We start from the raw sequence: 19,907 nt of genomic DNA, 5'->3' as shown, positions 1-19,907 counted from the left end.
TCCTCTTTATCATCGGGGGGCCTGATTCCAGTGCGATTTTTTCTGTTGTGTTCTGAAAGGTTTCAGGCACCCCACAGATCAAAAAAGACTGACAACAGGAGTGTCAAAGTGTTCAAGAAAACCTCAATCACCGCATTTGCCGCGGCGGCCCTGATGGCACCAGCGGCATATGCTGAAGAATTTATCACGATCGGAACTGGCGGCGTTACGGGTGTCTATTACCCGACGGGTGGCGCGATCTGCCGTCTGGTCAACAAGGGCCGGAAAGAGCACGGGGTCCGGTGTTCGGTGGAGTCGACTGGGGGGTCGGTTTACAACATCAACACCATTCGCGAAGGCGAGCTTGAGTTTGGGGTGGCACAGTCGGACTGGCAGTACCACGCATTCAACGGCAGCTCGAAATTCGAAGAAGCCGGCCCGTTTGAGAACCTGCGTGCCGTGTTCTCGGTACACCCAGAGCCGTTCACGGTTGTGGCGCGTGCCGACGCGGGTATCTCGAATTTCGAAGACCTGAAGGGCAAGCGCGTCAATATCGGCAATCCCGGTTCCGGTCAGCGTGGCACCATGGAAGTGCTGCTGGGCGAAATGGGTTGGACCACCGACGATTTCGAACTGGCGACCGAGCTGAAGGCGGCTGAACAGTCCGCTGCCCTGTGCGACAACCAGATCGATGCGATGGTTTACACCGTTGGTCACCCATCGGGTTCGATCCAGGAAGCAACCACCGCCTGTGACTCGGTTCTGGTGAACGTCAGCGGCGACGCGGTTGACAAGCTGGTTGGTGACAACTCCTTCTACCGTACCGCAACCATCCCAGGTGGCATGTATCGTGGTTCGGATGGTGACACCTCGACATTTGGTGTTGGTGCAACCTTCGTGACTTCGGCTGACGTGTCGGAAGACGCGGTTTATGCGGTTGTCAGCTCGGTCTTCGAGAACTTCGATGACTTCAAAAAGCTGCACCCGGCATTTGCCAACCTGAAACCAGAAGAGATGATTGCGGACGGCCTGTCGGCACCGCTGCATCCGGGTGCTGAGAAGTACTACAAAGAAAAAGGCTGGATTCAGTAACCAGACCTGACACGGGGCGCCTTTCGGGGCGCCCCGATTCATATCCGGGCTAAACCGGAGACAAGACGGCCGTAAAAACCAAGGCCGAAGGACAGGGAGATACCAACATGAGTTCCGACACACAGGGCAATCGCCCTCTTTCCGAAGAAGAGCTTCAGGAACTGGTTGCCTCATCAGATGCAGGCGCGCGTGATCCGGCGGGAAATGTCGGGCTGTTTCTGGCGATCGTTGCGGTTTTGTGGTCGGTGTTCCAGGTCGTTCTGGCCTCTCCCCTATCGAATTATCTGCTGCCGGGCAGTGTAGTGAACAACTCACGCCAGATTCATCTGGCCTTTGCGATGTTCCTGGCCTTTTCGGCCTATCCGGCACTGAAATCCAGCCCGCGGAACTACATCCCGATTCAGGATTGGATCATGGGGATCGTGGGCGCATTTCTGGCGCTTTATGGTTATTTCTTCTATCAAAAGATCGTCGATGCCGGGGGGCTGGCAGACGATACGGACAAGTGGTTTGCCCTTGTTGGCCTGCTGCTGTTGTTCGAGGCCGCGCGTCGCGCGCTTGGCCCGGCAATGGCGATCATCGCCACGATCTTTCTGGCCTACGTCTTCTTTGGTTCCTCCGAGTGGGTGCCCGAGGTGATCCGCTGGAAAGGTGCCAGCCTGCAAAAGGCGATGAGCCATATGTGGATCACGTCCGAAGGTGTCTTTGGCATCGCGCTGGGCGTGTCGACCAAGTTCGTCTTCCTGTTCGTGCTGTTCGGCGCGCTTTTGGATAAGGCGGGCGCGGGCAACTACTTTATCAAGATGGCCTTTGGCGCGCTGGGGCACCTGCGCGGTGGCCCGGCCAAAGCGGCTGTTGTTGGTTCTGCGGCGACCGGCCTGATCTCGGGCTCGTCCATTGCGAACGTTGTCACGACCGGCACCTTCACTATCCCACTGATGAAGCGTGTGGGCTTTTCCAGCGAACAAGCGGGCTCGGTTGAGGTCGCTTCATCCGTGAACGGCCAGATCATGCCACCGGTGATGGGCGCTGCTGCCTTCCTGATGGTGGAATATGTGGGCATCTCATACGTTGAGGTGATCACCCACGCCTTCCTGCCTGCTGCGATTTCCTACATCGCGCTGGTCTACATTGTGCATCTTGAAGCGGTGAAGCGGAACATGCCGACGCTGGGCGACCGCGTCGTTTCGATGGGGCGCACAATCGGTGGAATGGCGCTGTTCTTCGTGGGCTTTGCCGGGCTGTGCTATGGCATCCAGTACCCGATCAAAGCGATTGTCGCGCTCATGCCCGATGCGTCGGGTCTGGTCCTGTCGGCGCTGATCGTTTTGGCCTATCTGATCCTGCTTTGGCTGGCTTCCGGAGTAGAGGACTTGGTGCCTGACGATCCTAATGCCAAAGAGGTTGAACTGCCGGTAATTGCCGAAATCTACAAGGCCGGTCTGCATTACCTGCTACCGATCATCGTGTTGGTCTATTTCCTGATGATCGAACAGAAATCACCGGGCCTATCAGCCTTCTGGGCGACTTCGCTGTTGTTCGTGATCCTGCTGACGCAGAAACCGCTCAAGTCGATCTTCCGGGGTGAAAGTGACACAGCGAATGCCTTCAAGGCCGGTGTCGTCGACCTGTGGAACGGGCTGATCGACGGCGCGCGCAACATGATTGGTATCGCGCTGGCCACCGCCACTGCGGGTGTGATCGTGGGCACCGTGACGCTGACCGGCGTGGGCCAAGTGATGGCCGATCTGGTCGAGTTCCTGTCAGGCGGTAACCTGATCGCCATGCTGGCGTTGGTGGGTCTGCTCAGCCTGATCCTCGGGATGGGATTGCCGACCACGGCGAACTATATCGTGGTCAGCTCGCTGATGGCGGGTGTGGTCGTGGAATTGGGCGCGCAGGATGGGCTGATCGTGCCGCTGATCGCGGTGCACCTGTTCGTGTTCTACTTCGGTATCATGGCTGATGTGACACCGCCGGTTGGTCTGGCGAGCTTTGCCGCCGCCGCCGTTTCGGGCGGGGACGCGATCAAGACGGGTTTTACCGCCTTCTTCTACAGCTTGCGCACCGTGGCACTGCCTTTCGTGTTCATCTTCAACACTGACCTGTTGCTGATCGATGTGGGCTGGGTACAGGGAATCTTGGTGGCCGTCTCTGCGACCATCGCGATCCTGATCTTCACTGCCGGCACCATGGGCTGGTTCCTGACCAAGAACCGCATCTATGAAAGCGTGGCGCTGATTCTGATCGCCTTTGCGCTGTTCCGTCCGGATTTCTTCATGAACCGCATCGCACCGCCCTTTGCGCAGATCGAACCGGCACAGCTGACGCAGGCCGTGGGTGAGGCCGCACCGGGCAGCACCATGCGGATCGAGGTTGCAGGTCCTGACTTTGACACCGGCAATATGACCGAAACCACCGTGGTTCTGGACATTCCGGAAGGGGCCGACGGCACAGCGCGTGTCGACGCCCTAGGGCTGATGACGCTGGAAGAGGATGGTCTGGTCAAGCTCGACGAGCCGATGTTCGGTACGCCGGTCGCGGATGAGCTGGACATGTTCGACTATTATGCTGACGATGCCGTTCGCATCACCAGCATTCAGGCCCCGCAAAGCCAGCCCGCGAAAGAGCTGATCTTTATCCCGGCGCTGATCCTGTTGGGTCTTGTCGCCTTCCTCCAGCGCGGCCGCGCCGCAAAACAGGGAGAACCCGCATGACCCAAGCAATTCTGTGCGCTGTGGATATCAGCAATGGCGATCTTGATGTTGCTGTCCTTGAACGCGCCGCAGCGCTGGCCGAAATGGATGGCGCGCGGCTGGATGTCGTGACCGTGACACCTGACTATGGCGAAGGCTTTGTCAGCAGTTTTTTTGAGCCCCACCACCACGAAAAGGTGATTGAAGAGGCTCATGAAAAGCTGGTCGCCCTCTGCGCCGCCACGCTGGGGGAAGAGCGCAACGCCAAGGTCCGTCATGTGGTGGCAACTGGCAGCGCCTATCAGGAGATTCTCAAAACCGCGGAAGGCGCGGGCTCGGACTTGATCGTGATCGGCGCGCATAAGCCTGACTTGAAAGACTATTTGCTTGGTCCGAATGCGGCGCGCGTCGTGAGGCATTCGCACACGTCAGTATATGTTGTGCGGTAAATCGATCGGATTTAAGCTGAGAATCTGCCATTTGAAGTTTGTTACTCAGTAGCCAATCTCGCAGATCCTTACCGGGAGATTTCTATGATGAAGACATTCATGAAAACCGGCGCCGTTCTGGCGTTGGGTGTTGTCGCTTGCGCGGCCAATGCGCAGGACCCTGCGCCGGAATATGGCTATGGTTGGGAGGACAAAAACTCGGTGACTGGCACCGAGTTCATGGTCTCGGCCGCCAATCCCATTGCTGCCAAAGCCGGATATGATGTGCTGGCCGCAGGTGGCACAGCCGCAGATGCGATGATTGCCGTGCAGCTGATGCTCAATCTGGTTGAACCGCAATCATCGGGCATCGGCGGTGGTGCGTTCATGCTGTATTGGGATGCGTCGGCTAAAACTCTGACCACCTTTGATGCGCGTGAAAAAGCCCCTGCGAAAGCCACGCCTGAACGGTTTCTGTTACCGGACGGTGAAAAGATGCCGTGGCCCGAAGCTGTTGTAGGCGGACAATCTGTTGGCGTTCCGGGCATTCTGCGCCTGATGGAAGTGACCCATAACCTCTATGGCAAGAAAGACTGGGCCTCGCTGTTCCAGTCTACCATCGATCAGGCCGAGCAGGGGTTTGAGGTTTCGCCCCGCATGGCAAACTCGATCCAAAGCACGATTGAACGTGAGCGCTCAGTCGGTGTGTTCCCGGCGGGCAAAGCGTATTTCTTCAACGAAGATGACACGCCGCTGCAGGCTGGAACCTTACTACGGAACCCCGAGTTTGCCGAAACCCTGCGCATTCTGGCCGATCAGGGTGCAGGCGCCTTCTATAGCGGCCCCATCGCCGAAGATATCGTGGCGGCAGTGGATGCCACATCCAAGGTGGAAAACAACATCACGCTTGAAGATCTGGCCGACTACCGCGTCAAAATCCGCCCCGCCGTCTGCGCCGATTATCGCGGCTACGATGTCTGCGGAATGGGTCCGCCAACCTCCGGCGGCCTGACCGTCGGGCAGATTCTGGGGATACTCAGCAACTTCGACCTCGAAGGCACTGGGTGGAACGCCGAGATGGCGCATCTCTATGCCGAGGCCGCCAAGCTGGCCTATGCCGACCGCGCGCTTTACATGGCCGACAGCGATTTTATCGATGTACCGGTCAAGGGTCTTCTGGACACGGACTATCTAAAGCTGCGCTCGGAGATGATCGACCCTGCTGCAGCCAGCGAGAAGCGTCAGGCAGGTGAGCCGCCACGTGATCACACCGCCCTGTTTGCGCCCTCGCAAAACCCGGATCGTCCCGGCACCAGCCATATCGTGATCCGAGATCAGTACGGCAACGCGCTGTCGATGACGACCACTATTGAGACCGCCTTTGGCAGCCGAGTTTTTGTGCGGGGTTTCTTGCTGAACAACGAACTCACCGATTTCGACCGCGCACCAAAGGATGGCGACCGTCTGGTGGCCAACCGCGTTGAGGGTGGCAAACGCCCGCGCAGTTCGATGTCACCAACTATCGTGATGAAGGATGGTGAGCCCTATCTGCTGATCGGTTCACCCGGCGGTAGCCGCATTATCAACTATGTGGCCAAAACGATCATTGCGATCCTGGATTGGGAAATGGACCCGCAGGATGCCATCGAAACCGGGCATTTTGTGCATCGCAACGGGTCTGCGATGGATCTGGAGCAGGGAACATCCGCTGCCGAATTCGCTGATGCTCTGACAGCCAAGGGGCATGAGGTCAAACAGGTCGATCTCAACAGTGGGCTTCACGCCATCCTGATCAAGGATGGCCAGCTGATCGGAGCGGCTGATCCGCGCCGCGAAGGCGTGGCACTAGGCCAATAAAGGCGAACTGCAAAAGGGCTGTTGGACAATTGTACCACGCAGCCCTTTTCTCTTGCTTTAACAGCGTACTCGTCCGATAGGGCGGTATGTTCAAAAGCCGCGCGATAACCTTTATCCTGATCACGCTGATGATTGATGCCATCGGTATCGGCATCGTGTTCCCGATCATGCCCGACCTGATGGATCGCGTCGGTGCGGGCAATACCGGGCAGGGGGCTTTTTGGGGTGGGCTGCTGATGGCCGCCTATGCCGGGGCGCTGTTCCTGTGCGGACCTATCGTGGGTAGCATTTCGGATGCGGTTGGCCGCAGGCCGATCCTGATCGCAGCGCTGACCATGTTGGCGCTGGATTATGTGATCATGGCGCTGGCCGAAACATTCTGGCTGCTTCTTCTGGGGCGAACGCTCGCGGGGCTTGCGGGGGCGACCTATATTACCGCAACGGCTTACATCGCTGACATATCCTCACCGACTGAGAAGGCGGCGAATTTCGGTCTGATCGGGGCGGCCTTCGGGATTGGGTTTGTGCTTGGCCCAGCCATCGGCGGCATCGCTGCCGGGATCAGTATCACTGCGCCGTTCTGGATTGCCGCGGTCTTGTCCGCCGCCAACGCCCTGTTCGGAGTATTCGTCCTGCCCGAAAGCCTGAAACCAGAAAAGCGCCGCCCCTTTGGCAAGCGCGACCTGAACCCGTTCAAATCGATCTTTGACGCCTTCCGCTTTCCGGGGCTGGCAGTGCCGCTGCTGTGTATTTTCATCTTTGAATTTGCCAACATGGTCTACCCCACCCTCTGGGCCTTCTGGATACGAGAGGTGTTTGGCTGGTCCACGCTGTATATCGGCCTGTCGCTGGCCGCATACGGCGTGCTGTTGGCCTTCGTCCAAGCCGGACTGATGCCGGTCTTCATTCGCTGGATCGGCGATTACCGAACCCTGCTGCTGGGGATGGTATCGGCATTGGTCGGAATGATCGGCTTTGGGTTTACCGTAACGGTTACGGCCCTTGTCATCTTTATTCTGCTTGCCGCGCTGTCCGACCTCGTGCCTGCCTTGATCACGGCTATGGCCTCGAACCAGGCGGACGAAGACCGGCAGGGCGTGGTGCAGGGAGTCATCGCGTCACTGTCTTCTGTCGCTGCGGTTCTGTCGCCTTTGGTGATGACCGGCATCTTTCAGGCGTCGGTCGATGGCGAAGGCACTTATCTGCCCGGCGCACCGTTCTTTTTCTCGGCGGCTCTGGTCTTGGTGATGATGCCGTTGGTGTTCCGTCTGCGCGGGCACGCATCGGTCTGAAACGAAAAACGCACCCGCAGCGGACTGCGAGTGCGTTGAATTTTCAAGGCACGAGGCGCTTACTGAATTTCACCCATGCAGAGATATTTCATCTCAAGGAAATCCTCGATCCCGTATTTCGAACCCTCACGGCCTAGACCGGATTGTTTGACACCGCCGAACGGGGCGACTTCGGTCGAGATCAGGCCAGTGTTAATGCCCACCATGCCCGATTCCAGCGCCTCGGCCACACGCCAGACGCGCGCCAGATCGCGGCTGTAGAAATACGAGGCCAGGCCGAACTCGCTGTCATTGGCCATGCTGACGACGTCGTCTTCTTCCTCGAATTTGAACAGCGGAGCGACGGGGCCGAAGGTTTCGTCCTTTGCCACAACCATGTCGCGGGTTACGCCAGTCAGAACGGTGGGTTCAAAGAATGTCCCACCCAGATCCGAGCGTTTGCCGCCCAGCGTTACAGTCGCCCCTTTGGAAACCGCGTCCGAGATATGTTCTTCAACTTTGTCGACCGCCGCCTGATTGATCAGGGGACCTGTGGTGATGCCGTCGCCAAAGCCGTCGCCGACATTCAAAGATTTTGTCTTCTCGGCCAGCTTGGCAGCAAACTCGTCATAGACGCCCGCCTGCACATAGATGCGGTTGGCACAGACGCAGGTCTGGCCATTGTTGCGGAACTTCGCGATCATCGCGCCATCCACGGCGGCATCCACGTCGGCATCGTCAAAGACGATGAATGGTGCGTTACCGCCCAGTTCCAGCGACATCTTCTTGATGGTGCCCGCCGCCTGACGCATCAGGATCTGTCCTACACGGGTCGAGCCGGTGAAGGTGATCTTGGCGACCTTGTCATTGGTGCAAAGCTCATTACCGACGCCTGAGCTGTCGGTGCCCGGGATCACGTTGAACACACCCGCTGGTATACCCGCACGTTCACCCAAAACCGCCATCGCCGTCGCCGACAGCGGCGTCAGCGTCGCTGGGCGCGCCACAAAGGTACAGCCCACGGCCAGCGCTGGGCCAACTTTGCGCGCGATCATTGCGTTCGGGAAATTCCAAGGCGTGATTGATCCCACTACGCCCACGGGCTGCTTCAGCACCACGATGCGCTTGTCGCGCTGGTGGCCGGGGATGACGTCGCCGTATACACGCTTGGCCTCTTCCGAGAACCACTCGATAAAGGACGCGCCATATAGGATTTCACCGCGCGCCTCGGGCCAGGGTTTACCCATCTCGGCGGTCAGGATGGTTGCCAGATCGTCTGCGTTTTCGACCATCAGGTCGAACCATTTGCGCAGAATGGCGGCGCGTTCCTTGCCAGTCTGAGCAGCCCATTCCTTCTTCGCAGCGTAAGCTGCATCGATGGTCTGTGTTGTGCCTTCAATGCTGACATCTGTCACATTGGCGATCAGATCACCAGTCGCGGGGTTGTAGACAGGGAACGTTGCCTCACCTTCGACCCATTCACCGTTGATATAGGCGCGGGGTTCCAGAAGGCTGGGATCTTTCAGCTCCAGCTTGGTCACTTTGGTATCCAGCATGTTCAGGCTCCTTTGGCAGCGTCGATCGAGGCTTCGAGGATATCCATGGCCTCGGCGAAGATTTCGTCCTGCACCGTCAACGGCGCGAGGAAACGAATTACGTTCCCATATACGCCACATGTCAGCAGGATCAATCCACGCTTCAATGCCTCGACCCGTATGGCGTTTGCCATATCGGGATTCGGGGCGCTGCCGTCGGTCGTGTTGAACTCGGCCGCAACCATAAGGCCCGGACCACGAATATCTACAATCTCGGGCGTGCGGGAACGGATCGATTCCAGACGCTGTTTCAAGCGCGAGCCCAGCTCATTGGCGCGCGTGCACAGGTCTTCTTCCTCGATCACATCCATCACAGCATGGGCGGCGGCGATCCCCAGCGGGTTGCCGCCATAGGTTCCGCCCAAACCACCCGGGTGCGCGGCGTCCATCAGCTCGGCACGACCGGTGACGGCGGCCAGCGGCAGACCACCTGCCAGACCTTTGGCCATGGTGGTGATATCAGCAGAGACGTCATAAGCGTCCATCGCGAACAGGTTGCCGGTGCGGGCAAAGCCGGTCTGTACCTCATCGGCAATCAGAACGATGCCATGTTCGTCGCAAAGCGCGCGCAGACCACGCATCAACTCAGCCGGAGCGGGGTAGAAGCCACCTTCGCCCTGAACCGGTTCGATGATGATCGCGGCCACCCGGCCCGGATCAAGATCGGCCTTGAACAGTTTAGTCAAAGCACCCAGCGAATCTTCGGTCGAGGTGCCATGCAGATCGATCGGGAACGGGACGTGATAGGTATCGGGCATCATCGCGCCGAAGCCCGCTTTATAGGGCTGAACCTTGCCGGTCAGCGACATGCCCATGAAGGTGCGGCCGTGAAAAGCGCCGCCAAAGGCCACTACAGCCGGGCGGCCAGTGGCAGCACGCGCGATCTTGACGGCATTCTCGACCGCCTCGGCACCTGTAGTGACAAAGACGGTTTTCTTGGTGAAGTCGCCGGGCACCTTCTCGTTCAGGCGCTCGGCCAGGCGGATGTAGCTCTCATAAGGCAGAACCTGATGGCAGGTATGGGTGAAGTTCGCGGCCTGTTTCTGAACAGCCTCCATCACCTTGGGGTGGCAATGCCCGGTGTTCACAACGGCGATGCCTGCGGCGAAATCAATATAGCGTTTGCCTTCGACATCCCAGACCTCGGAATTCACGGCACGGTCCACATAGACTTGCGTTTGCATCCCCACGCCCTGCGCGATCGAGGTATTCCGGCGTTCAGCAATCTGAGCGTTCAGCATCTTGCGTCCTTTCCCGTTTCCGGGCGCGGTGCCCGTATGTTTGACTGCGCGACTGTAGTATCTGCGCCTGCAAGCGAAAGCCTGTTTCTTGTGATTCATAAGCCATTGATTTACCGTCCCGGCAGGATCAAGTGTTGCGGATACTGAACATGAAGAACACCAGCCAAGAGGATTTGACCCTCGGATTGCGCCTGCGAACCTTGCGAGAGCGTGCAGGCTTATCTCAGCGGGCGCTGGCCAAGAAGTCGGATGTGCCGAACTCAACCATCTCACTGATCGAGTCGGGCAAGATGAATCCATCGGTTGGTGCGTTACGGCGTATTCTGCAAGGCATACCGATTGGCATGTCCGATTTCTTTTCCTTCGAAATCGAACCTGAGCAGACCGTGTTTTACGCCTCAGAAGAACTTACTGAGATCGGAAAGGGTGGGCTGTCTCTGCGGCAGGTAGGATCAAACCTGCATGGTCGCGCGATGATGATCTTGCAGGAAACTTACGAGCTAGGGGCTGACACCGGTCGCGTGATGTACGGGCATGAGGCGGAAGAGGGCGGTATTGTCATTTCGGGTCGGGTGGAGGTGACCGTGGGTGATAAGCGCAAGGTACTGGGACCAGGCGATGCTTATTATTTCGACAGTCGCACCCCGCACCGGTTCAGGCAGGTCGGCCCCGAAGTTTGCCGGGTCATCAGCGCCTGCACTCCGCCTACATTCTAAGCATCACGGCAGAAATTTCAGCACTATGCATCATAGTGTTGCAGTATCTCCTGGTTTGATCCACAGTATGATGCATAGTGCGGGAAATTCCTGCAGATAATCCAGGGTGTCCGCCGCCCAATTCAGTGAGTACCGGAATGAAAAAGAAACCTGCCACTCTGCCACGTGGCTATCGCACCTGCACCGCATCGCTTGCCGTCGCCGACGTCGATGCCGCGCTAACTTTCTACGAAAGCGCCTTTGATGCGAAGATACAGGCCTATGACGCGGATGAGGCCCCCGGCTTTGCCTCGATCAAGATCGGCAACTCGATGCTGTTTGTCACCGCCGGATGGGGTGCGCACGGCCCCGCCATTCCGGGCACAGTTACTCCGATTGGGCATCATATGTATGTCGAAGATGTGGACACTGCCCTTGCAGTCGCGTTGGAAAGCGGTGCCAGCCTGATCGCTGAGGCGGCGGACACCTATTGGGGCGAACGCTGCGCCACGATTGCCGATCCGTTTGGTCATGTCTGGACGTTGGCGACCCGCGTCGAAAACCTGAAGCCAGCGGATATCAGTGAACGGCGCAAAGCGCTGCTGGACGCGGCGCAGATCGAGGCTGCATGAACGACGCCCCCCTTCCCACATTCACGATCCGTCAAAACGATCTGGCCATTCTCGCGGCTGAGGGTCGCATCGGCGACTATCCGGTCGCCGTTCGCACGGCGCGTGAGGTGATCAGCGGCGGCTTTGCCAACCACTCGGCGCATCCCAATACCTGGACTGTATACTTTCTGGTCGATGGCCAATGGGCGCTGGTCGAATCCACGCGCGGGCTGCGGCGGGAGTGGTCCAGCCTTGATCGGCTTGAGAAATGGCTGCGCAGTTGCGGATTCCGGTTCTTCTGGGTTCGCAACGACATCGATTTTGTGGAACCGCAGGCAGAAGATACCGCCGAGGAAGCCGCAGTATGAGGGCAGTCGCCTCGGAAAACCATAGCCTGAGGACAGCAGGCTTGCGTGACCACACGGTTTTATGTTCCGATGAAGAACGCCGGATCAAATCGGCGGTCGCAATCGGCAAGAAAATGAGAAGAAACGAAAAATGACCCCTTTTGCGATAACCGGAATCCAGATGCATGTCGGTGCGTTGCAGTCGAATGTCGACGCGATGCTGCACCGGATCGACATTATGATGGCGCGGTTCCCTTGGACCCAGATGGCCCTGTTCAGCGAACTGGCGCCTCATGGTCCGCTCGACCGGTTTGCCCAGCCCTTTCCCAATGACGACCTGTCGCGCTTTCAGGATGCCGCTCGGCGTTATGGGATCTGGCTGATCCCCGGTTCGATGTTCGAAAAGCACGAAGATGGACGGATTTTCAACACCTCGGTGGTGATCAACCCCGAAGGTGAGATCGTCTCAAAATACTCCAAGATGTTCCCGTTCAAACCTTATGAACAGAACATCGCCTCGGGTACCGAATTCTGCATCTTTGATGTGCCGGATGTGGGCCGGTTTGGCCTGTCGATCTGCTACGACATCTGGTTCCCCGAAACCACCCGCCACCTGACCAGCCAAGGGGTCGAGGTTCTGCTGCACCCGGTTCTGACCGGCACAACCGACCGCGAGGCCGAGCTGTCGATCGCCAAGGCGACCGCTGCGCAGTTCCAATGCTATGTGTTTGACGTGAACGGGCTGGCCGCCGGGGGCGTGGGCCGCTCACTGGTCGTTGATCCCTCGGCCACCGTGCTGCACCAGTCTGCGGGACAGGAGGATATCTTCCCTATCGAGATCGATCTTGATCAGGTCCGCCGCCAACGCGAGGTCGGACTGAAAGGTCTGGGGCAGGTTCTCAAAAGCTTCCGCGACCGCGAGGCGGAGTTCCCGGTCTATGACCGTTCCAGCGGGGCGGATGCCTATCTGCACACGCTCGGCCCGCTGCGCATTCCGCAGAAAGGCGACGTTGCGGGCGTCGCTGCATCCGACCCCAGAACGGCGCTGGGATATACTGAAGACGCCGCGACCAAGCCCGACAATCTGTATCTCTACAAAGGGCGCTCTGGCACAGACTGATACCGGCCCAGCTTTTCGGTATCGGCAGAAAGGAAAAATTTCATGCACGGCATTTCCGATAGCGAAAAGCTCCACACCATCTCGGACTACTACAGCGCCTCGCAATTGAGGGCAGACCGGTGGAGCGCGCTGCGGGAAACGGCCGAGTCCCTGGATCAGGGCGGTAACGAAAAAGATCGGGACCGGGCACGGCAGTTGCTGCAGGCGCTGGCCCCGATCGAGGTGTATTTCGCTTTTCCGGGCGGATCGGCGTTCGACTATCTGCGTCGTTTGCTGGACCATGGAAACTTTGGCGATTTCTCAACCGCCGTGCGCCGGGTGTCGCGGGCGCTGACCTCAGGGGCATATCGTCGCCGCTCGATCCCGCTGATCGCGGATGAGACCGAGGTTGATGAGTTCGAGGACGAGTCCACTCAAAGCCATGAAGCCCGCGCGCTGGGCCGCCCATATTTCGAGGTGATGATCGTTGACAAGGTCAACGAACATCAGGAACGGTTCCTGCAAACCAGCCTGCAACGGATGCGCCGCAGCGAAGATCCGTTTATTTATGAAACCGTTGTCGTTCCCAGTGTCGAGGATGCGCTGATCGGGGTTCTGTTCAACCAGAATGTACAGGCGGTCATTGTTCGCCCGGGCCTTAGCCTGAAGTCCAAGAACGAAACCAATGTTTTGGGCCGCTATATCAGTCTCTATGGCGAGGGCGCCGATCTTGATGCGCTGTCACCCTCGGAATACGGACCAGAAACCTGCCGCCGGATCGGCATGCTGCGCCCCGAGCTGGACGCTTATCTAATCACCGACCGTTCGGCGGAAGATATTGCCGGTCTCGATCTGGGCCTGTGCCGGCGGGTCTTCTACAATCAGGAAGACTTTCTGGAATTGCACCTGAACATCCTGCGCGGGGTGCAGCGGCGCTATAAGACGCCGTTCTTCACGGCGCTCAAGGAATACTCAAAACAGCCCACGGGCGTGTTCCACGCGATGCCGATCAGCCGGGGTAAATCGATTAGTCGCAGCCACTGGATTCAGGACATGGGGGCGTTCTACGGATCAAATATCTTCATGGCGGAAACTTCGGCCACCTCGGGCGGGCTGGATTCTCTGCTGGAACCCAAAGGTCCGATAAAAGAGGCGCAGGAGGCTGCCGCACGCGCATTCGGCTCTAAACAGACTTTTTTTGCGACTAACGGCACCTCGACCTGCAACAAAATCGTTGTGCAAGCACTGGTACGGCCCGGAGATATCGTGCTGATCGACCGCGATTGCCACAAATCGCACCACTACGGCATGGTGCTGGCGGGGGCGAGCGTGGTCTATATGGACAGCTATCCGCTGCACGATTACTCGATGTATGGCGCGGTGCCGATCCGAGAAATCAAGCACAAGCTTTTGACCCTGAAGGCCGAAGGCAAGCTGGATCAGGTTCGTATGGTGCTGCTGACCAACTGCACATTCGACGGCATCGTCTACAACGTGCAGCGGGTGATGCAGGAATGTCTGGCGATCAAAAAGGACCTTGTGTTCCTGTGGGATGAGGCGTGGTTCGGTTACGCGCGCTTTGCCCCGAATTCGCGCGTACGTACTGCGATGCGATCAGCCAATATCCTGCGCGAACAATTCCGCACCCCAGAACATGCCGAGGCTCATGCCAACCAGCAGGAGGAATTGAAGGGCACGGATGATGAGACCCTTCTGAACACCCGCCTGATCGCTCCGCCCGATGCGCGTGTTAGGGTCTATGCCACACAATCAACGCATAAAACGCTAACTGCGCTGCGGCAGGGTTCGATGATCCACGTCAATGACCAGCAGTTCAAAGGTGCGGTCGAAGAGGCGTTTCACGAGGCCTATATGACCCACACCTCGACCTCTCCCAATTACCAGATCATCGCCTCTTTGGATGTTGGGCGCAGACAAGTCGAGATCGAAGGGTACGAGTTCGTCCAGCGGCAGGTCGAAAGCGCGATGGCAATCCGCCGGGCCGTGACGACCCATCCGCTGCTCAGAAAGTATTTCAAGCTGGTCACGGCGGGCGACATGATCCCCGAGCAATATCGCGAAAGCGGCATGACCAGCTATTTCGATCCCGATCAGGGATGGGCCGATGTTTGGGATTGCTGGGCCAAGGACGAGTTTGTTCTGGATGCCACCCGCATCACGCTGCATGTGGGCGCCACGGGCTGGGACGGCGATACGTTCAAGACCAAGATCCTGATGGATAAATACGGCATCCAGATCAACAAGACCTCGCGCAATACCGTGTTGTTCATGACCAATATCGGCACCACACGCAGCTCGGTCGCTTATCTGATCGAGGTTCTGGTCGAGATCGCCAAGGAACTCGACGATCTGATGGACGATGCCTCGAAGATGGAAAAACGGGCCTTTGAAAAGCGCGTCAGGAATCTGAGCGAACACGTCCCACCTCTGCCCGATTTTAGTCGGTTCCACGATGCGTTCCGCTGTGAAGCAGGTACCGAAGCCGGTGACATCCGTACGGCGTTTTTTCTGTCCTATGACGAAGACAATTGCGACTACGTCGAGCCCGACAAGGAGATGTTGGAACGGCTCGAAGCCGGGGAAGAGATGGTCTCGGCCACCTTCGTGATCCCCTATCCGCCGGGCTTTCCCATTTTGGTACCGGGGCAGGTGATCAGCCCTGAAATTCTCAAATTCATGCAGGAACTGGACGTCTCGGAAATCCATGGGTTCCGTGCCGATCTGGGCCTGCGCATTTTTACCGAAGACGCTTTGAAGTCAGTAAAGAACCCCTAAGGGGTCAGGGAGGACAACAATCATGCCAAAGAAGGTGCTGAAAAACATCTCGGAAATCCGCCGGTATTTCCATACCAACAAGGACCCGATCTATTTTGTATCGGCGACCAATTTCAATCTGTTGGGACTGGATGAATGGGTGATGAACTTCACCTATATCTGCTACATGGATTGCTTTGACGGGCGACATCCGAACGTGTTTGTGCCTTCGGAAATGCCGCATGATGAGTTTCAGTCCATCGAAGACATCAACAATTATCTGCTGCAGCACAAAGAGGTCATCGACCTGGTCAAGCGGCGTGGTGGAAAGCCCAAGTTTGTTTTCCTGATGTTCGACGAGACGACCGAGAAGCTGGTCAAGGAGCTGGGCGGTCAGCTGTGGTTCCCCAAAGCCAAGCTGCGCACCAAATGTGACAACAAGATCGAAACTGTCCGTATCGGCAATAAGGCGGGTGTGCCTTCGGTGCCCAACACGCTGAGCGTTGTCAAAAGCTATGATCACCTGAAAAAGATCTGCGAAAAGGCCGGATTGGGGAATGATCTGGTGCTACAATCCGCCTTTGGCGACAGCGGCCATACGACGTTCTTCATCAAGTCCGAAGCTGATTTCAACAAGCACAAAGACGAGATCATCGGCGAAGGTGAGATCAAGATCATGAAGCGGATCGATTGCCGCGGGGCGGCGATCGAGGCTTGCGCGACCTCGGAGGGTACCATCGTTGGCCCGCTGATGACTGAGCTTGTGGGCTTCAAGGAACTCACGCCTTATCGCGGCGGCTGGTGCGGGAATGAGATTTTCTCGACCGCTTTCCCACCTAAGGCCCGCGAACAGGCCCGGCAGCTGACGTTCCAGTTCGGTGAAGAACTGCGGAAATCCGGCTATCGCGGCTATTTCGAACTCGACTTTCTGATTGACAAGAAAACCGATGAGCTGTGGCTGGGTGAACTGAACCCCCGCATCACTGGCGCCAGTTCGATGACCAACCACGCGGCCTTTGCACACGCCGATGCGCCGCTGTTTCTGTTCCACCTGCTTGAGTTTTCAAAGAAGCCCTTCGAGCTGGATGTCGAGGAACTGAATGCCCGCTGGGCGGATCCGGACATGATCGACAGCTGGTCGCAAATGGTAATCAAACACACCGATGACAGTGTCGACCGGATCACGCAGGCCCCACAGTCGGGCATCTACAAGATGCTGGAAGATGGCCGCGTCGTGTTCGACCGCTTCGACTATCACCGCCGCGCGGTGGGCGAGAACGAAGCGTTCTTCCTGCGTATCTCGAATGTCGGTGATTACCGCTATGAGGGTGCTGATCTGGGTATCCTCGTGACTCGCGGGCGGTCGATGACCAAGGGCTTCAAACTGACAGACAAATCGAAGAAGTGGATTCATGGGATCACTTCGGCTTATACGGCTGAACCGCTGCCCGCCGCACAACCGATGGAAGACCCCGCCTTCAAAATCATGTAGAAAGCCCCATGGCGCTTGTTTTTCGCTCAATTGACGAAGCGCAGCCCGGTCCCAAGCTGGCCGGGCTGTTTGCCGAATACTGGCCCGCCTACCGCAAATGGTGGGCGCAAGAGGGGTATTCGGCCCGCCCCACCTATCGCGAATGTCTACGCGCCCTGCAAAAACACATGCCCGAGATTCTGCCGCTGTACGAAGAGATCGTCGAACTGGTCGGCGGCAGCGACAGCCAGGCACGGTTTCTCAGCTTTTACTGCCCGCCGAAATATCTTTCGGGCTGCAGCCAGGCGATTTGGCGTGGAAAGACACCGTTTCTGGTGCGCAATTACGACTACCATCCAAAAACCTTTGACGCCGCTCTGCTGAAAACCCGCTGGGACGGGCGCGGGATCATCGGGATGAGCGACGGCGTTCTGGGTCTGCTTGATGGCATCAACGATGCCGGTCTGACGGTCTCGCTCACCTTTGGCGGGCGGCGCGAGGTCGGCGACGGCTTTGGCGTGCCGCTGATCCTGCGCTATGTCCTTCAAACCTGCGAGACAACGGCCGAGGCGGTCGACTGCCTGTGCCGCATCCCCTGCCACATGAGCTATAACGTCACCGTTCTGGATGCCAAGTATAACCACAGCACGGTTTATCTAGCCCCAGACCGGCACCCGCAAATCTCGGACCAGCCGGTCGCGACCAACCATCAGGGCCATGTCGAATGGTCCACGCATGCGCGCTTTACGGCCACCGTGGAACGCGAAAGGTTCTTGCTCAACCGTCTCAATCAGCACCCGGAAAGCGAGAAGCGGTTTATCGATGCGTTCCTGCGTCCGCCGCTTTATTCAACGGCTTTCAGATCAGGTTTCGGCACGCTCTATACTGCGGTCTATCGGCCTGCGAAGAAGCAGTTGCAACTGCTTTGGCCCGGTGCCAGCTGGGACTTGTCCTTCGATGGCTTCAAAGAGGGTGAGCTGAGCCTGATGTTGCCCGACGAGGCCGAGCCTGCAGTCTGACAAGCGCGGTCGCCCTTCTAAACTTCTTGCTCTTGGACGGGCGACGCAATAATGGGAGCGCGACGCGCGGCAGTTTCAAACAAGGCCCGGCGGGATCAACACCACATATTTCTATGACGCGATAGGACCACGGAAAGCATGACCGGTACCTCCCCAAATTGGCTAAGATTGCTTCCTTACTTCGTCACCGCATTGGTGATGGTCATGGTCTGGTCCTGGTATCTGACTGATCTGGGTGTTGGGAACATCTATCACTACGATGAATTCTACACTTATGACCGCAGTACAGGCTTTGCGCGCAATGGGGACTGGCTGGCGGTTTATTCCAACAACGAACCTAGCCTGAAAAAACCGCCCATGCAGTATTGGATGTCTGCACTGCTGATGGAGTTTGGCGTATCTGATATTCTGGCCTTGCGCCTGCCGTCGATGATCTTTGCGCTGGGCGCGCTGATGGCAACGGCCGTACTGGCGCGGGTGATGATCCCGGACAGCCCCTGGGCCATGCTGCCTTCGGTCCTGCTGGTGGCCACGTCGCTTCAGTTCTGGCAACACGCCACATCCGCGATGCTTGATACCGGTGCGGTTTTCTTTTCGACCCTTGGAATTGCAGCCCTGTTGGCAGCGTTGGAAAAGCCGAAATACTGGCCTTATTTCGGCGCAACTCTGGTACTGGCCGCCTTGCAGAAAAGCCCAACCCCGCTGGCCTTTCTGGCGCTGGCACTACTGACGCTGAAGTTGACCAACAGATGGCAGGCGGAACCGTTCAGCGAGATCTGGCAGAACAGAACGTTTCGCCGGACACTCAAGATTGCGATCCCGCTGGCCTTCGCCTGGCCGATCCTGCAAGAGCTTCGGTTCCTCTTTGGCGACTCGCTGGATGGCAACATCAAAGGCGAGATGCTGGATCGTTTTCGCCCATCGCTCAGCGATCGCGGCTTCGGGAAACTCTATGATCTGATCATCGCGGGCGAGCCGTGGTTGCGGCTACTGGGTTTTGTCGGCATCTGCGCTCTGCCATTTCTGCAAAAGCGGCCCAGACTTCTTGCTGCAACAGGGATAGCCGCGTTCTTCGTCATCATGATGTGGGCCGCAGCCGGCAAGGTTTATGCACGCTACACCCTGCTGATCCTGCCGATGCTGATGGTCGCCGCAACCGGTTTGTTGTTTTCGGTCAAGCGCCTGCGCTGGGCCGGGATGGTGGCCGCGCTGGGTCTGGTCTTTGTTGCAGGCGGCCTGTTCTATGACCGCGATGCCACCGATCTGGGCAAGGGTCGCGTGCGTTTGGGCGTGCCCGAGGCCGAGATTCTGACCCCTTTGGGTGCAATGCTGCAACCGGATGAAACCCTGCTGCTCTGCGCCTATGACCGCAAGTTGCGCGTACCGCCCGGGGCGGCATCGGTCTTTGCTTCCAACGGTAGGCGCTTTGTCTATCTCAGACGGCTGGAGCTGCACAAATACCTCGACAGGTTCGGCTATGCCACCGGCCCGCTGCGAGGGCTCTGTTCGGAGGGTGAGTTGTCTGAGCTGGCACCTGACCTGATCGGGCTCGAGACGCAGCCAACTGCGGTTGACGGTTTGGTCTATTGGTCAGCAACCGGTGTCACGCCCGCCCCTGAATAGGAGACACGGTGCAATCCGCCCCATCGCTGAACAATGCCCCAACAAGTTGCGCAGATGTTGGCCTGCGATGCGGTGGCCACTTGAATTTTCGCCGTTGATCCCGCAAAA

15 protein-coding genes are annotated in these 19,907 nt (G+C 58.0%); 13 read left to right on the top strand and 2 right to left on the bottom strand.

All coding sequences use genetic code 11. The features are described from left to right. Positions 1 to 108 precede the first annotated feature (108 nt). From ACR0BI_RS20275 to ACR0BI_RS20255, 5 genes are all read left to right on the top strand, one after another. Complete coding sequence (locus ACR0BI_RS20275; RefSeq protein ID WP_170397937.1) at positions 109 to 1,071, top strand: TAXI family TRAP transporter solute-binding subunit; 963 nt, start codon at positions 109 to 111, stop codon at positions 1,069 to 1,071. Positions 1,072 to 1,178: 107 nt separating this feature from the next. Next, on the top strand, positions 1,179 to 3,788 hold the full coding sequence (locus ACR0BI_RS20270; RefSeq protein WP_170397940.1) for a TRAP transporter permease: 2,610 nt from the start codon (positions 1,179 to 1,181) through the stop codon (positions 3,786 to 3,788). Beyond that, the gene (locus ACR0BI_RS20265) at positions 3,785 to 4,216 is read left to right on the top strand and encodes a universal stress protein (RefSeq protein ID WP_170397943.1); all 432 of its coding nucleotides are present in this window, start codon (positions 3,785 to 3,787) and stop codon (positions 4,214 to 4,216) included. The genes ACR0BI_RS20270 and ACR0BI_RS20265 overlap by 4 nt, the downstream gene beginning before the upstream one ends. A gap of 84 nt (positions 4,217 to 4,300) precedes the next feature. Then, the gene (ggt, locus tag ACR0BI_RS20260; protein WP_480562875.1) at positions 4,301 to 6,052 is read left to right on the top strand and encodes a gamma-glutamyltransferase; all 1,752 of its coding nucleotides are present in this window, start codon (positions 4,301 to 4,303) and stop codon (positions 6,050 to 6,052) included. 86 nt (positions 6,053 to 6,138) lie between these two features. Continuing rightward, a complete protein-coding gene (locus ACR0BI_RS20255) occupies positions 6,139 to 7,344 on the top strand; it encodes an MFS transporter (protein ID WP_170407966.1) in 1,206 nt (401 codons plus the stop codon). 59 nt (positions 7,345 to 7,403) lie between these two features. On the opposite strand, the gene ACR0BI_RS20250 is transcribed toward ACR0BI_RS20255, so the two are convergent. After that, positions 7,404 to 8,879 carry an NAD-dependent succinate-semialdehyde dehydrogenase gene (locus tag ACR0BI_RS20250; RefSeq protein ID WP_170609187.1) on the bottom strand — a complete coding sequence of 492 codons (1,476 nt, stop codon included), beginning with the start codon at positions 8,877 to 8,879 and terminating at the stop codon, positions 7,404 to 7,406. Positions 8,880 to 8,881: 2 nt separating this feature from the next. Next, a complete protein-coding gene (locus ACR0BI_RS20245; RefSeq protein WP_223117341.1) occupies positions 8,882 to 10,159 on the bottom strand; it encodes a 4-aminobutyrate--2-oxoglutarate transaminase in 1,278 nt (425 codons plus the stop codon). 149 nt (positions 10,160 to 10,308) lie between these two features. Here ACR0BI_RS20245 and ACR0BI_RS20240 point away from each other — a divergent pair, with 149 nt between their 5' ends. From ACR0BI_RS20240 to ACR0BI_RS20205, 8 genes are all read left to right on the top strand, one after another. After that, the gene (locus ACR0BI_RS20240) at positions 10,309 to 10,875 is read left to right on the top strand and encodes a cupin domain-containing protein (RefSeq protein ID WP_170425413.1); all 567 of its coding nucleotides are present in this window, start codon (positions 10,309 to 10,311) and stop codon (positions 10,873 to 10,875) included. Positions 10,876 to 11,012: 137 nt separating this feature from the next. After that, positions 11,013 to 11,486: a VOC family protein gene (locus ACR0BI_RS20235; protein ID WP_170397960.1), complete on the top strand. Its 474-nt coding sequence runs from the start codon at positions 11,013 to 11,015 to the stop codon at positions 11,484 to 11,486. Then, positions 11,483 to 11,833: a hypothetical protein gene (locus ACR0BI_RS20230; RefSeq protein ID WP_170397963.1), complete on the top strand. Its 351-nt coding sequence runs from the start codon at positions 11,483 to 11,485 to the stop codon at positions 11,831 to 11,833. The genes ACR0BI_RS20235 and ACR0BI_RS20230 overlap by 4 nt, the downstream gene beginning before the upstream one ends. A gap of 130 nt (positions 11,834 to 11,963) precedes the next feature. After that, on the top strand, positions 11,964 to 12,932 hold the full coding sequence (locus ACR0BI_RS20225; protein WP_170425418.1) for a carbon-nitrogen hydrolase family protein: 969 nt from the start codon (positions 11,964 to 11,966) through the stop codon (positions 12,930 to 12,932). Between the two features lie 42 nt (positions 12,933 to 12,974). Then, positions 12,975 to 15,707, top strand: coding sequence for an aminotransferase class I/II-fold pyridoxal phosphate-dependent enzyme (locus tag ACR0BI_RS20220; protein ID WP_480562876.1), 2,733 nt, complete (start codon positions 12,975 to 12,977; stop codon positions 15,705 to 15,707). A gap of 22 nt (positions 15,708 to 15,729) precedes the next feature. Further along, positions 15,730 to 17,178 carry a biotin carboxylase gene (locus ACR0BI_RS20215; RefSeq protein ID WP_170407976.1) on the top strand — a complete coding sequence of 483 codons (1,449 nt, stop codon included), beginning with the start codon at positions 15,730 to 15,732 and terminating at the stop codon, positions 17,176 to 17,178. A gap of 8 nt (positions 17,179 to 17,186) precedes the next feature. After that, entirely contained in the window at positions 17,187 to 18,176 is a 990-nt protein-coding gene (locus ACR0BI_RS20210) for a C45 family autoproteolytic acyltransferase/hydolase (protein ID WP_480562877.1), read from the top strand. Positions 18,177 to 18,314: 138 nt separating this feature from the next. Then, positions 18,315 to 19,799 carry an ArnT family glycosyltransferase gene (locus ACR0BI_RS20205; RefSeq protein ID WP_480562878.1) on the top strand — a complete coding sequence of 495 codons (1,485 nt, stop codon included), beginning with the start codon at positions 18,315 to 18,317 and terminating at the stop codon, positions 19,797 to 19,799. Positions 19,800 to 19,907 lie beyond the last annotated feature (108 nt).

The organism is Ruegeria sp. E5 (genome assembly GCF_056534105.1).
Note: the sequence above shows the minus strand (reverse complement) of the source record. Positions and strands in the feature narration are given on the sequence as shown.

Bases quoted from the DNA above. Each gene is read 5' to 3' on its own strand.
- ACR0BI_RS20215 (WP_170407976.1), top strand. From the start codon at position 15,730: ATGCCAAAGAAGGTGCTGAAAAACATCTCGGAAATCCGCCGGTATTTC.
- ACR0BI_RS20220 (WP_480562876.1), top strand. From the start codon at position 12,975: ATGCACGGCATTTCCGATAGCGAAAAGCTCCACACCATCTCGGACTAC.
- ACR0BI_RS20240 (WP_170425413.1), top strand. From the start codon at position 10,309: ATGAAGAACACCAGCCAAGAGGATTTGACCCTCGGATTGCGCCTGCGA.
- ACR0BI_RS20210 (WP_480562877.1), top strand. From the start codon at position 17,187: ATGGCGCTTGTTTTTCGCTCAATTGACGAAGCGCAGCCCGGTCCCAAG.
- ACR0BI_RS20230 (WP_170397963.1), top strand. From the start codon at position 11,483: ATGAACGACGCCCCCCTTCCCACATTCACGATCCGTCAAAACGATCTG.
- ACR0BI_RS20245 (WP_223117341.1), bottom strand. From the start codon at position 10,159: ATGCTGAACGCTCAGATTGCTGAACGCCGGAATACCTCGATCGCGCAG.
- ACR0BI_RS20255 (WP_170407966.1), top strand. From the start codon at position 6,139: ATGTTCAAAAGCCGCGCGATAACCTTTATCCTGATCACGCTGATGATT.
- ACR0BI_RS20265 (WP_170397943.1), top strand. From the start codon at position 3,785: ATGACCCAAGCAATTCTGTGCGCTGTGGATATCAGCAATGGCGATCTT.
- ACR0BI_RS20235 (WP_170397960.1), top strand. From the start codon at position 11,013: ATGAAAAAGAAACCTGCCACTCTGCCACGTGGCTATCGCACCTGCACC.
- ACR0BI_RS20270 (WP_170397940.1), top strand. From the start codon at position 1,179: ATGAGTTCCGACACACAGGGCAATCGCCCTCTTTCCGAAGAAGAGCTT.
- ggt (WP_480562875.1), top strand. From the start codon at position 4,301: ATGATGAAGACATTCATGAAAACCGGCGCCGTTCTGGCGTTGGGTGTT.
- ACR0BI_RS20205 (WP_480562878.1), top strand. From the start codon at position 18,315: ATGACCGGTACCTCCCCAAATTGGCTAAGATTGCTTCCTTACTTCGTC.
- ACR0BI_RS20250 (WP_170609187.1), bottom strand. From the start codon at position 8,879: ATGCTGGATACCAAAGTGACCAAGCTGGAGCTGAAAGATCCCAGCCTT.
- ACR0BI_RS20225 (WP_170425418.1), top strand. From the start codon at position 11,964: ATGACCCCTTTTGCGATAACCGGAATCCAGATGCATGTCGGTGCGTTG.